Annotated in this window: 12 protein-coding genes; 8 read left to right on the forward strand and 4 right to left on the reverse strand. The window is 67.8% G+C overall.

The genetic code is table 11. The features are described 5' to 3' along the window. Positions 1–15: 15 nt before the first annotated feature. From CR919_RS04485 to CR919_RS04495, 3 genes are read left to right on the forward strand one after another with little or no spacing between them, the layout of a single operon-like run. Positions 16–693 (forward strand): cell division protein FtsY, encoded by a 678-nt coding sequence (locus tag CR919_RS04485; RefSeq protein ID WP_099819042.1) that lies wholly within the window; start codon positions 16–18, stop codon positions 691–693. Between the two features lie 43 nt (positions 694–736). After that, entirely contained in the window at positions 737–1,846 is a 1,110-nt protein-coding gene (locus CR919_RS04490; protein ID WP_099819043.1) for a toxic anion resistance protein, read from the forward strand. A 6-nt stretch (positions 1,847–1,852) separates the two neighbouring features. Continuing rightward, on the forward strand, positions 1,853–2,548 hold the full coding sequence (locus CR919_RS04495; RefSeq protein ID WP_099819044.1) for a hypothetical protein: 696 nt from the start codon (positions 1,853–1,855) through the stop codon (positions 2,546–2,548). A 54-nt stretch (positions 2,549–2,602) separates the two neighbouring features. Here CR919_RS04495 and CR919_RS04500 read toward each other — a convergent pair whose 3' ends face one another. Beyond that, positions 2,603–3,490 carry a LysR family transcriptional regulator gene (locus tag CR919_RS04500; protein WP_099819045.1) on the reverse strand — a complete coding sequence of 296 codons (888 nt, stop codon included), beginning with the start codon at positions 3,488–3,490 and terminating at the stop codon, positions 2,603–2,605. Positions 3,491–3,586: 96 nt separating this feature from the next. Here CR919_RS04500 and trpB point away from each other — a divergent pair, with 96 nt between their 5' ends. The 5 genes from trpB (at position 3,587) to glmM (ending at position 8,748) form a co-directional block, all read left to right on the forward strand. Then, entirely contained in the window at positions 3,587–4,804 is a 1,218-nt protein-coding gene (trpB, locus tag CR919_RS04505; RefSeq protein ID WP_099819046.1) for a tryptophan synthase subunit beta, read from the forward strand. After that, positions 4,801–5,481: a hypothetical protein gene (locus CR919_RS04510; protein WP_099819047.1), complete on the forward strand. Its 681-nt coding sequence runs from the start codon at positions 4,801–4,803 to the stop codon at positions 5,479–5,481. Before trpB ends, CR919_RS04510 begins: the two co-directional genes overlap by 4 nt. 1 nt (position 5,482) lies before the next feature. Further along, positions 5,483–6,292: a tryptophan synthase subunit alpha gene (gene trpA / locus CR919_RS04515; RefSeq protein WP_099819048.1), complete on the forward strand. Its 810-nt coding sequence runs from the start codon at positions 5,483–5,485 to the stop codon at positions 6,290–6,292. A 216-nt stretch (positions 6,293–6,508) separates the two neighbouring features. Beyond that, positions 6,509–7,384, forward strand: coding sequence for an acetyl-CoA carboxylase, carboxyltransferase subunit beta (accD, locus tag CR919_RS04520; protein WP_025876176.1), 876 nt, complete (start codon positions 6,509–6,511; stop codon positions 7,382–7,384). Continuing rightward, positions 7,384–8,748, forward strand: coding sequence for a phosphoglucosamine mutase (gene glmM / locus CR919_RS04525; RefSeq protein WP_099819049.1), 1,365 nt, complete (start codon positions 7,384–7,386; stop codon positions 8,746–8,748). The genes accD and glmM overlap by 1 nt, the downstream gene beginning before the upstream one ends. A gap of 72 nt (positions 8,749–8,820) precedes the next feature. On the opposite strand, the gene galE is transcribed toward glmM, so the two are convergent. The 3 genes from galE to CR919_RS04540 form a co-directional block, all read right to left on the reverse strand. Next, a complete protein-coding gene (gene galE, locus CR919_RS04530) occupies positions 8,821–9,828 on the reverse strand; it encodes a UDP-glucose 4-epimerase GalE (protein ID WP_099819050.1) in 1,008 nt (335 codons plus the stop codon). 70 nt (positions 9,829–9,898) lie between these two features. Further along, positions 9,899–10,756 carry a polysaccharide deacetylase family protein gene (locus CR919_RS04535; protein WP_099819051.1) on the reverse strand — a complete coding sequence of 286 codons (858 nt, stop codon included), beginning with the start codon at positions 10,754–10,756 and terminating at the stop codon, positions 9,899–9,901. Then, positions 10,749–11,894: a glycosyltransferase family 4 protein gene (locus CR919_RS04540; RefSeq protein ID WP_099819052.1), complete on the reverse strand. Its 1,146-nt coding sequence runs from the start codon at positions 11,892–11,894 to the stop codon at positions 10,749–10,751. The genes CR919_RS04535 and CR919_RS04540 overlap by 8 nt, the downstream gene beginning before the upstream one ends. Positions 11,895–11,912 lie beyond the last annotated feature (18 nt).

Below are 11,912 nucleotides of genomic sequence, written 5' to 3' on the forward strand. Positions count from 1 at the left end.
TCCCTGCCCGAACCCATGCTTCCGGCGTGTGCCGACGTAGCCGCGCTGGCTGCGTATGGCAGCCCCTTGCTGCAGCTGCTGGCCGAGCCGACACCGTTGCAGGCCGACGCGGGCGGCGAAGGCCTGGTGGCTGCGCTGGCGCGGATCGCATTGGCCCTGCAGGCCGGCGATCCGGCGCGGCTGCGGCGGCAGGAGGGCTGGTGGGGGCGCCTGCTCGGCCGCGATGTTGCGCGCGAAGCGCAGGCGCAGGCGCTGCAGGCGCAGCTGGGTGTGCTGGCGCTGCAGGCCCGCGAGCAGGCACAGGGCCTCGCACAGCGCGTGCAGCAGCGTGCCCGGGCCATCATCGACAACGATGCGGCTGCCACCGCGTTGGAGGCCTGGGCCACGTTCGGCGCCACGCAGCTGGCGACGCTGGAAGGTGCTGCGCAGGCCGCACTGGCGCCGCGCGTGGACCACCTGCAGCGGTTGGCCACGCTGCGGCGCATCGAAGGCGGGCAATGGCAGCTGCTGCAGGAGCAGGATGAAGCCCTGCTGCAGCGCTTCGTCCGCATCCATGATGTGCTGCTGCCGGCCTGGCGCCAGGCCGCGCTGGCACGCCAGGCTCAGGCGCAGGCTGCACAGGCCACGCAGGCAGCCACGCTGCAGGCGCAGATCGACGACGAAGTGGCCGCTGCTCAGGCTAGACTGCGCTGAGCCGGCCGCCGCTGCCGCTTATCCACTGCAAGGACACTGCCCGATGACCCAGGACAGCCAGAACTCCGGCACGCTCGTGCCCGCCACCACGCCCGTTCCCGAACTTGATGACAGCACGTTGAAGGCCCTCGGCCTGGTCCGCGACGATCTGCCGCGCATCGCCGAAATCGGCCGCGAGCTGGAAGACCTGCGCCCAGGCAACCTGCAGGTGTTCGGCCGTGAAGCCGCCGCACGGACCACGGCCTTCTCCAGCCAGCTGCTGGACCAGGTGCGCAATCGTGACCTCGATGCCAACGGCGAGAAACTCGGGGAAGTGGTACGCATCGCGCGCGAGCTTAAGCTGGATGGTTTTTCGCAGCGCTCGAAGGTGCCCTTGATCGGTGGCCTGATCGATCGCCTGCGTTCTTCCAAGGGCGAACTGGTGCAGAAGTTCAGCGACACCAATTCGCAGATCGAACAGCTGCTCGGCGACGTCGGCGCGCAACAGGCGCTGATGGGCAAGCGGGTGAGCGATTTCGACCGCATGCACGACATCGTCCGCGAGGAGCGTCACGCCCTGGGCCTGTATGCCGCCGCCGGCAAGCAGCGCCTGGCCCAGCTGCAGTCCGAGCAGTTGCTGGGGCAGGGCAGCGAAGACCCGCAGCAGCGCATCCGCCAGAGCGAGATCGACAATGCGATCCGCCTGATCGAGAAGCGCGTCTCCGACCTGCAGCTGATGCAGCACGCGGCTGATCAGTCGCTGCCGATGATCCGCCTGATCCAGGCCAATGCGCTGCAGCTGATCGAGAAGTTCAACACCGTCCGCGACATCACCATCCCCTCGTGGAAGCGCCAGTTCGCGATCCAGTTGTCGCTGGGAGAGCAGAAGAACGCGGCCGAACTGGCCAATGCGATCGATGATGCGACCAACGAGCTGATGCGACGCAATGCCGACCTGATGCGCCAGGCTTCGGTGGACACCGCACGCAGCAACCAGCGCGGCGTGATCGACGTGGCCACGTTGCGCCACGTGCACGATCAGCTGATCGCCACCGTCGAGGAAGTGCGCAGCATCCACCGCGAGGGTATGCAGCAGCGTCAGCAGGCCGAAGTCGAGTTGTCGCGCCTGCGCGAGGACCTGCAGCAGCGCCTGGCGGCGCCGACGGCGTCGTAGGTCGCAATGGATTTGCTCTGTCTTTCCTCCCGCTGTTTCCGCGTTGCGCTGGTTCCTGGCTTGCTGCTTGCCCTGGGCGCGTGTGCGGCGGGAGATTCATCGAACCCCTCCGCAGTGTCGCCCGCCGCTGTTGCCGCGCCTGCCGCGGCCCCGGTCCCGGTCTCTGCAGCGACAGCGGTACCCGTGTCCACTCCGGCAGCGGCCCGCGATGGACTGGCCGCGCTGATCCGCGCCAGCGCGGTGGCGTGCAGCAATGCCAGTGCCGGTACTGGCTGCACGGCAGGTGATGCCGACAGCGGCGACTTCTACGACGTCGAACTGTCGCCGGACTGCGGCGACCAGGGATTCTTCGCTGGCGTGGCCGAGGCCAAGGGCGTGGAGACGCTGGACGCGGTACCGGGCAGCGGCAGCAAGGCCTCCGCCACCGCGAAACTGTCGAAGGGGCAACTGGTCTGCGTGCAGGGCATCGGCCGCACCGGACAGAATCCGCTGTTCTATTACGTTGTCGCCATTCCGGCCAACACGGTCGGCAAGTGCAAGGGCAACGCGTTGTGTGACACCTATGGCGACAGGCCCATCAGCGGCATGAAGGGCACCAGGGGCGAAGCCTGCCACGTGGCAGCGCCGGGACACTATGCGGGGAACTGCGCGCAGGGCTGGGTCAGCGCAGACACGCTCGAAGTGTTTTCCAGCGGCATGTAATGCCCGTAAAGCGAGGTTCTGCCGGCTGTCGCGTCCGTCTCTGCGCGGCGATCGTCACTGCAGTTGGGCGGCGGCCCAGTCCGCCAGCGCGTCCACGCGCGCATCGACAGGGCCATCCGGCCGCGCCAGCACCCAGAATCCGCCGGTCGCGGCAAACCCCCACGGTGCCACCAGCCGCCCTGCGGCCAGGTCCTCGGCCACCAGTGGCTCCGGCGCGATCGCCGGGCCCAGCCCCGCCACCGCCGCTTCCAGCAGGTAGTACAGGTGTTCGAAGCCGGTACCCAGTTGCAGCTGGGCCGGATCCAGATCATGTGCCTGCGCCCACGCCGGCCACGCTTGCGGGCGCGAACTGGTATGCAACAGCGTTTCCTGCAGCAGGGTGGACGGCGGCACATGGCGCAGCCGATGCGCCGCCGGGTGCGAGGGCGCCACCACCACGCCCACCCGTTCCGGTGCCAGTTCGCGCACCTGCCAGCCGCGTGGCCACGGCCCCTGTGCCAGCAGCAGCACCGCATCCAGCGTGGCTTGCGTTTCGGTGAAGCTGCCGTCCAAAGCCGACCACTGCAGGTGTACGCCGGGCAGGGCCGCCTGCAGGGCCGGCAGCCGCGGAATCATCCAGCGCGCCAGTACGCTGCCGCTGCACCCCAGCACCAGCGCCGGAGAGGCCGCCGGCCGCTGCAATGCGCGCACGCAGTCCTCGATGCCGCTGAAGGCCTCGCTGCAGGCTTCCTGCAGGCGGGTGCCGGCGGCGGTCAGGCGCAGGCCGCGACCGGCGCGCTGGAACAGGGCCAGGCCCAGATGGTCTTCCAGCAGCTTCAGCTGGCGGCTGATCGCGCCATGGGTCACATGCAGGGCCTGTGCAGCGCGGCCAACGCCGCCCAGGCGTGCGGTGGCCTCGAATGCCCGCAGGGCATTCAGCGGCGGCAGCAGTGACGTGCTCATGTGAGATTTCCTGACGGGATGCGCCAGATAATATCCATTTTCCGGACACAATCCGTGCGCTAGAGTATCCACCTGTCTGAACGACCGGTCGTCTCCATGTCTGCCTCTCCCATTGCCGATTTCCACGCATTCCCTGACGCCCAGGGCCACTTCGGCCGTTACGGTGGCAGCTTCGTCGCCGAAACCCTGGTCGGCCCGCTGCAGGAACTGGCTCAGGCCTATGACCAGGCCCGTCAGGACCCGGCATTCCAGCTGGCCTACGACCGCGACCTGGCCCATTACGTGGGCCGGCCAAGCCCGATCTACCATGCTGAACGCCTCAGCGACCACGTCGGCGGCGCGCAGATCCTGCTCAAGCGCGAGGACCTGAACCACACCGGCGCGCACAAGATCAACAACACCATCGGCCAGGCGCTGCTGGCGGCGCGGATGGGCAAGAAGCGCATCATCGCCGAGACCGGCGCCGGCCAGCATGGCGTGGCCAGCGCCACCGTCGCCGCACGGCTGGGCCTGGAGTGCGTGGTGTACATGGGCGCCACCGACATCGAGCGGCAGAAGATCAACGTCTACCGCATGAAGCTGCTCGGTGCGACGGTGGTACCGGTCACTTCCGGCTCGGCCACCCTGAAGGACGCCCTCAACGAGGCGATGCGCGACTGGGTCACCAACGTGCAGGACACCTTCTACATCATCGGCACGGTCGCCGGCCCGGACCCGTACCCGCGCATGGTGCGTGACTTCAACGCCATCGTCGGCCGCGAGGCGCGCGAGCAGATGCTGACCGAGTACGGTCGCCTGCCCGATGCGATCACTGCCTGCGTCGGCGGCGGCAGCAATGCGATCGGCCTGTTCCATGCCTTCCTCAACGACCGCGAGGTCGAGATTGTCGGCGCTGAAGCCGCTGGCGATGGCATCCACACCGGCCGCCACGCTGCCTCCATCGCCGCCGGCCGTCCGGGCGTGCTGCACGGCAACCGCACCTATGTACTGTGCGACGACGATGGCCAGATCATCGAGACCCATTCGGTATCGGCCGGCCTGGACTACCCGGGCGTCGGCCCCGAGCATGCGTTCCTGGCCGACAGCGGCCGCGCGCGCTACGTCGGCATCACCGACGAAGAAGCGCTGCAGGCCTTCCATCTGCTGGCCCACACCGAGGGCATCCTGCCGGCGCTGGAGTCCAGCCACGCACTGGCGCAGGCGATGAAGCTTGCGCGCGGGCGTCCGCGCGACCAGATCGTGCTGTGCAACCTTTCCGGTCGCGGCGACAAGGACGTGCATACCATCGCGGCGCGCGAAGGCCTGGTGCTGTGAGTGCGCTGATGCGCAACAGCAGCGTACTGCTGCTGGCATTCAGTCTGGCCGCGTGCCAGCCACCGGAGCCGCCCGTACTGGCGCCGGCGGCCAAGGCAACCACGCAGCCTGCGCAGCAGGCCGCCGCCAATGAAGATGTCGACCCTCTGGCGCGCACGCCGATTGATGACCCGCCCGCAGCGGAAGGTGAGGGCGACGACGAGGGCCCGGCCGTGGTCTCGGTGGCGCTGGATCATGCCGGCGAGGTGCTGATCGGCCAGCACTTGAACGATCTCAAGGCACTCGGGCCGTGGACGGCGCAAGGGGCGGTCGAAGCCCTCGGCGGCAGTTGCGAGTATTACGACGGCACGGCCCTGCCGGCGGGCGTGTCGATGATGACCGACGAGGATCGTGTGGTTCGTTTCGACCTCGGCCTTGATCCGGACAGCGGGGCGCCGGCCGAGCAACCCGGCCCGTTTGGCCTGCGCGTGGGAATGACCCGCGCCCAGGCGGTCGCCCGGTTCCCGAAGCCGCCTGTGTCCAGCCCGCATGCCTACGACGGCGAGCAGGGTGAATACCTGACCTGGCAGGATCCGGGCTCGGCCCTCGGCATCCGCGTGGAACTGTTTGAAGGGAGGGTCCTCCAGATGTACTGGGGAACCAGTGAAGCGATTGAACTGATTGAAGGGTGTGCCTGAAATGTCCGTATCCCGACTCGATGCCTGTTTCCAGCGCCTGCGCGAGCAGCAGCGCAAGGCCCTGATCCCCTTCATCACCGCCGGTGATCCGTCCCTGGAAGCCACGGTGCCGGTCATGCACGCGCTGGTCGAGGCCGGTGCCGATGTGATCGAACTGGGCGTGCCGTTCTCCGATCCGATGGCCGACGGCCCGACCATCCAGCGCAGTTCCGAGCGCGCGTTGGCCCGCGGCGCAGGCACCCGCTATGTGTTGCAGGCGGTGGCGCAGTTCCGCGAACGCGATGCGCAGACGCCCGTGGTGCTGATGGGCTATCTCAACCCGGTGGAGATCCACGGTTACGTGGCGTTCGCCAGCGCGGCGGTGGCCGCCGGCGTGGACGGCGTGCTGCTGGTCGATCTGCCACCGGAAGAAGCCGTCGAAGCCCAGCAGGCCTTCGACGCTGCAGGCTTGGCGCTGGTTCTGCTGGCATCGCCGACCACCAGCGAGGCGCGCGCCGACAAGCTGCTGGCGCTGGCCCGTGGCTATCTCTACTACGTCAGCTTTGCCGGTGTCACCGGCGCCTCCGAACGGCTGGACAGTGACGCGGCCAGTGCACGCCTGCAGGCGCTGCGGGCCAAGGCCAGCGTGCCGGTAGTGGCCGGCTTCGGCATCAAGGACGCAGCCAGCGCGGCGGCCATGGCGCGCCAGGCCGACGGCGTGGTGGTCGGCAGCGCGCTGGTGGCGGTGCTGGCCGACGCGGCCTCTGCCGAGGATGCAGCGCAGCGTGCCGCTGCGTTCCTGGCCCCACTGCGGCAGGCGCTCGACGTGTAACGGTAGTGCCGGCCGCTGGCCGGCACCCTCCGTACCCGCCCGCGTGCAAGCGCTGCCGGCCGGCGGCCGGCACTACCCAACACCTAAACGTACGTCCCAGCATGGTTTTTTCCGCCGGGCCCAAGGCCGGGCAGGGGGTGCACGGGCGGGGAAAGCGGAGCTAGACTGTCCGCCTTTGCGGCCCCCGGGCCGCCCTGAACGGAAGTGTCCTCCCGCATGAGTTGGCTCAGCAAGTTGATGCCGTCTGGCATCCGCACCGACAACACCCCCAGCAAGAAGCGCAGCGTCCCCGAGGGCCTGTGGGAAAAGTGCAGCAACTGCGGCAGTGCGTTGTACCGTCCGGAGCTGGAAGAGAATCTGGAGGTCTGCCCGAAGTGCGGCCACCATATGGCCATCCGTGCGCGTGCACGCCTGGCCGCGCTGTTCGACGCCGACAGCACCACCGAGATCGCTGCCCGCCTGGGGCCGACCGACCTGCTGAAGTTCAAGGACCAGAAGAAGTACAGCGAGCGCATCAAGATCGCGCAGAAGAACACCGGCGAGTACGACGCGCTGATTGCCATGCGCGGCCTGCTCAAGGGCCGTCCGCTGGTGGCCTCGTCGTTCGATTTCGCCTTCATGGGCGGCTCGATGGGCTCGGTGGTCGGCGAGCGCTTCGCGCTTGCCGCCGAGACCGCTGCCGAGATCGGCGCACCGTACGTGTGCTTCTCCGCCAGTGGTGGCGCGCGCATGCAGGAAGGCCTGTTCTCGCTGATGCAGATGGCCAAGACCTCGGCCGCGCTGGGCAAACTGCGTGAAGCCGGACAGCCGTACATTTCGGTGCTGACCCACCCGACCACCGGCGGTGTGTCGGCGTCGTTCGCGATGCTGGGCGACATCAACATCGCCGAACCGCGCGCACTGATCGGCTTCGCCGGCCCGCGCGTGATCGAACAGACCGTGCGCGAGAAGCTGCCGGAAGGGTTCCAGCGTTCGGAGTTCCTGCTTGAACACGGTGCCATCGACCAGATCTGTGACCGCCGTGAACTGCGCGATCGCCTGGCCGACCTGCTGGCGATGCTGCGTCGCGAGCCGGCACCGGAGGAGGTTTGATGGGGAGCCGCAAGTACTTCGGTACCGACGGCATCCGCGGTCGGGTCGGCCAAGGGCCGATCTCGGCGGATTTCGTGCTGCGCCTGGGCAATGCCCTGGGCCGCGTACTGGTCGCCCAGCGCGGCCAGGACGGGCGCCGTCCGATCGTGGTGATCGGCAAGGACACGCGGATCTCCGGCTACATGTTCGAAGCCGCGCTGGAAGCCGGGTTGGTCGCTGCCGGCGCTGACGTGCAGCTGCTCGGCCCGATGCCGACCCCGGCTGTTGCCTTCCTGACCCGTACCCTCGGCGTGGATGCGGGCATCGTCATCAGTGCGTCGCACAATCCGCACTACGACAACGGCATCAAGTTCTTCTCCGCCCAGGGCGAGAAGCTCGACGATGCCACCGAGCTGGCGCTGGAAGCCGCACTGGACGTGCCGTTCACCACGGCCGTTTCCGAGAAGCTCGGCAAGGCCTCGCGTGCACGCGAGGCCGTCGGCCGTTACATCGAGTTCTGCAAGTCCAGCGTGCCGCGCGCGTTCGACCTGCGCGGCGTGCGCCTGGTGCTCGACTGCGCACATGGCGCCACCTACCAGATCGCACCGCTGCTGTTCCGCGAACTGGGTGCGGAGGTCATCGGCATCGGTGCCGAACCCAATGGCGTCAACATCAACGATGGCGTCGGCTCGACCCACATCGACAACCTCGCTGCCAAGGTGCGTGAGACCCGCGCCGACCTGGGCATCGCCTTCGACGGTGATGGTGACCGGGTGTTGATGGCCGATGACCGCGGCAATCCGGTCGACGGCGATGACCTGGTCTACATCCTGGCGCGCGCGTGGCAGGCCGAAGGGCGCCTGCGCGGCCCGGTGGTCGGCACCCTGATGAGCAACTTCGGCCTGGAAAAAGCCCTGGCCGAACTGCAGATTCCGTTCCAGCGCAGCAACGTCGGCGACCGCTACGTGCACCAGGCACTGGTGGAGGGAGGCGGCGTGCTCGGTGGCGAAGCGTCCGGCCATCTGCTGTGCCTGGACCGCGCCACCACCGGCGACGGCATCGTCAGTGCCCTGCAGGTACTGGTGGCGCTGAAGCAGCAGGGAAAGAGCCTGCGCGAAGCGCTGCAGCCGTTGTCCAAGGTGCCGCAGAAGACGGTCAACGTGCGCCTCGGCGATGTCTCGGCCAAGGCCACCGTGCAGGCGGAGAGCGTGCAGGCTGCGCTGACCGAAGCGCAGCAGGCGGTATCCGGCCGTGGACGTGCCTTCCTGCGTCCTTCCGGCACCGAACCGGTGGTGCGGGTCACGGTCGAGGCCGACGACGCGACGTTGATGCAGGACACCCTGGACCGGCTTTCGGCGGCGGTCAGGACAGCGGCCGCGGCCTGAGCCCTGTCGCTGCATCGAACCGACAACATGGCCGCCTGTGCGGCCATGTTGCTGTCTGGCGCAGGCACGCCGTCAGGCGCTGCGCGGCATCGCCGTCTGCCATTTCCAGGTATCGCGGCACATGTCCGCCAGGCCATGGCGCGCGGTCCAGCCCAGCTCGCGCAGGGCGAGGGACGGGTCGGCAAAACTCACCGCGATGTCGCCGCTGCGGCGACCGGTGATGCGGAAGGGAATCGGCCGGCCGACGGTCTGCTCGAAGGCCTTGATCAGTTCCAGCACGCTGTGGCCCTGGCCGGTGCCCAGGTTCAGGGTGATGCTGCGGCGCTTGTCGCGCAGGTACTGCAGCGCCAGCACATGGGCCCGCGCCACATCTTCCACATGGATGTAATCGCGTACGCCGGTCCCGTCGCAGGTCGGATAGTCATCGCCGAATACCTGCACTTCGGGTAGCAGGCCGGCGGCCACCTGGGCGATGTAGGGCATCAGGTTGCTGGGGGTTCCGTGCGGCAGCTCGCCGATCAGCGCGCTTGAGTGCGCACCCACCGGGTTGAAGTAGCGCAGCGTTGCCACATGCAGCGTTGCATCGGCGCCGACCAGGTCGGACAGCAGCTGCTCCACTACCAGCTTCGAACGGCCATAGGGCGTCATCGCGCAGGTCGAGGCCGTCTCGGCCACCGGGCAATGGTCCTGGTCGCCGTACACCGTTGCCGACGAGCTGAACACAAACGTGCCTACACCGGTATCGCGCATGGCGCCGAGCAGGGCAAGGGTGCCGCTGATGTTGTTGTCGAAGTAGTCCAGCGGCATCTGCCGCGATTCGCCAACCGACTTCAGCGCGGCAAAATGCAGTACCGCATCGATCGAATGCTCGCGCAGCACCGCGGTGATCCGCGTACGGTCGCGCACGTCGGCCTGTAGAAACAGCGGCGTGATGCCGGTGATGTCGCCGATCCGGCCGATCACCCCGGCGTCGCTGTTGCACAGTGAATCGACGACGACCACCGTATGGCCCTGCTGCTGCAGTTCCACACAGGTGTGGGAGCCGATGAATCCAGCGCCGCCGGTAACCAGAACGTTCATTTCCTGTAGTCCTTCCACTCTGTTGGAGCTTCCTTGCCGAAGCCGTGTCAGCCCAGTGCTGGCAGCGCCATTACGGCCCCGGCACCATCTTCTTCTGCCGCGCCTTGAAGCCATTGAACAGCGGTGCGATCAGCGGGTTGTAGCTCCACGCGATGCGCTTGCGCAGCCAGCTTGCCGGCCGGTTGCGGATGGCGAAGCGGTAGATGCGCTCGGGATCGCCGCCGACCACGTTGCGTCCGAACGGATGGGTGGTATGCAGGTAGCGGAACCCCTGCTCACGCGCCACTTCGATGTAGTCCTGGTCGAAATCACCGTACGGCCAGCACAGCGTGTCCGATACCTCGCCCAGCTTCTCCAGCAGCACTTCCCTGGCCTTCGACAGGTCGCCACTGATACCGGCACGGCGCTGGGCGCGGTCCAGGTCCTGGCGGCGCAGCCAGCGCGTGTGGGTGTGGGTATGGCAATGGATCTCGAAGGTGCCCGCCTCGATGGCCGCACGTGCTTCGCTCCAACGCATCATCACTTCGTCGCTGCGGCCCTGCTTGTAGATCAGGTCCTCGCAGGCGCGGTGTTCGGGCGTTTCCGGCAGCGTGGCGCCGGTGATGCCGGCATGCGGACGCATCGGGCCCTCGTGCATCCAGCCGGTCACCACGAACACCACCGCGTGCATGCCGTACTTCTGCAGGATCGGATGGGCGTAGACCCAGTTGTCCAGGTAGCCATCATCGAAGGTGATCACGATCGACTTGCGCGGCACCGGCTTGCCAGCCAGGAAGCCGGCGTACTGGTCCAGCGTCAACGACGTCCAGCCGGTGCGCGCCAGCCAGGCGATCTGGCTTTCGAAATTCTCCGGCGACACCGTGATCATGCCGGGCGAGTTGCTGACGTGATGATGCATCAGCACCGGTACGGTTCTGGCATTAGCCATGACCCAGCTCCTTCATCCATTGGTGGTAGTAGTGTTCGGTGGCTTCAGCGTGGCCTTCGGGGCTGAAACGCTTGGCGCTGCGGATCCAGTCCCAGCCGGAACGTCCCATCTGCCGGCGACGCTCGGGATCGTCCACCAGCAGCCGCAGCGCGCCCGTGAGGGCGGCGCTGTCACCCAGCCGGGTGAGGATGGCATTGCTGCCTTCCACCAGCATTTCGGGCACGCCACCGACCCGGTGCGACACGATCGGCAGGCCCGCCTGTGCCGCTTCCAGGAACACCGTGCCCGATGCTTCCTTGTGTGTGGCCAGGGCGAAGATGTCGAAGCCGGGCATCAGCTGGCTGGCGTCGCTGCGGAAGCCCAGCAGATGGACCTGGCGCTGCAGATCGTGTTCGGCGCAGGTGGCCTGCAGGCGCTGCATCACGGCCTGGCCATCGCCGACCACCACCAGATGCAGACGCGGGTTGGCCTTGCACAGCGGCACCATGGCCTGCAGCAGTTCGGCGTGGCCCTTGGGTTCGCGCAGCACGGCCACGCAGCCCACCACGACGTCCTGCTCGTCGAATCCGAGCTCGGCGCGCACGCGTGCACGTGCCTCCTGCAGATCCTGCCAGGACGGTTCCTGCGCGGTGTCGATGCCGGTTGGAGAAACCGCCATCGGCGGCACGATGCCGATGTGATCAGCGGGAATTCCGCGGTCCGCCAGCAGTTGCTTGACGAAGTTGCTCACCGTGATGACCCGGTGCGGCAGGCCGGTGTAGGTCAGCAGCGAATTCACGGGGCTCATCAGGTGGCGCGAGCGCACCACCAGCGGTGTGCCGCCCAGGCGTGCACCCGCGGCGGCAATCAATGCATCGCGACGGCTGGTGGTGTTGACCACGTCGTAGCGCTCGCGGCGCACCAGCCGTGACACCGACCAGATGCCGCGCAGCAGGCGGGCCATGCCGCCCATGCGCAGCGTATGCACGGTGAAGCCATCATCGCGCGCGAGGGTGGCCAGGCGCGCGTCCGGCTGGCACAGCAGGGCGACGTCATGGCCACGTGCGCGCATCACCTGCATGTGGCGAAAAATGTAGATCTCCTGCCCGCCCATGCCTTTGGCGGCTTCGGTATGCAGGATGCGCAGCGGACGGTTCATGGTGGATCGGTCCTTGGA

It is taken from the genome of Stenotrophomonas sp. LMG 10879, assembly GCF_002750935.1.
Classification (GTDB): domain Bacteria; phylum Pseudomonadota; class Gammaproteobacteria; order Xanthomonadales; family Xanthomonadaceae; genus Stenotrophomonas; species Stenotrophomonas lactitubi_B.

Bases quoted from the DNA above. Each gene is read 5' to 3' on its own strand.
- CR919_RS04485 (WP_099819042.1), top strand. From the start codon at position 16: ATGCTTCCGGCGTGTGCCGACGTAGCCGCGCTGGCTGCGTATGGCAGC.
- CR919_RS04490 (WP_099819043.1), top strand. From the start codon at position 737: ATGACCCAGGACAGCCAGAACTCCGGCACGCTCGTGCCCGCCACCACG.
- CR919_RS04495 (WP_099819044.1), top strand. From the start codon at position 1,853: ATGGATTTGCTCTGTCTTTCCTCCCGCTGTTTCCGCGTTGCGCTGGTT.
- CR919_RS04500 (WP_099819045.1), bottom strand. From the start codon at position 3,490: ATGAGCACGTCACTGCTGCCGCCGCTGAATGCCCTGCGGGCATTCGAG.
- trpB (WP_099819046.1), top strand. From the start codon at position 3,587: ATGTCTGCCTCTCCCATTGCCGATTTCCACGCATTCCCTGACGCCCAG.
- trpA (WP_099819048.1), top strand. From the start codon at position 5,483: ATGTCCGTATCCCGACTCGATGCCTGTTTCCAGCGCCTGCGCGAGCAG.
- accD (WP_025876176.1), top strand. From the start codon at position 6,509: ATGAGTTGGCTCAGCAAGTTGATGCCGTCTGGCATCCGCACCGACAAC.
- glmM (WP_099819049.1), top strand. From the start codon at position 7,384: ATGGGGAGCCGCAAGTACTTCGGTACCGACGGCATCCGCGGTCGGGTC.
- galE (WP_099819050.1), bottom strand. From the start codon at position 9,828: ATGAACGTTCTGGTTACCGGCGGCGCTGGATTCATCGGCTCCCACACC.
- CR919_RS04535 (WP_099819051.1), bottom strand. From the start codon at position 10,756: ATGGCTAATGCCAGAACCGTACCGGTGCTGATGCATCATCACGTCAGC.
- CR919_RS04540 (WP_099819052.1), bottom strand. From the start codon at position 11,894: ATGAACCGTCCGCTGCGCATCCTGCATACCGAAGCCGCCAAAGGCATG.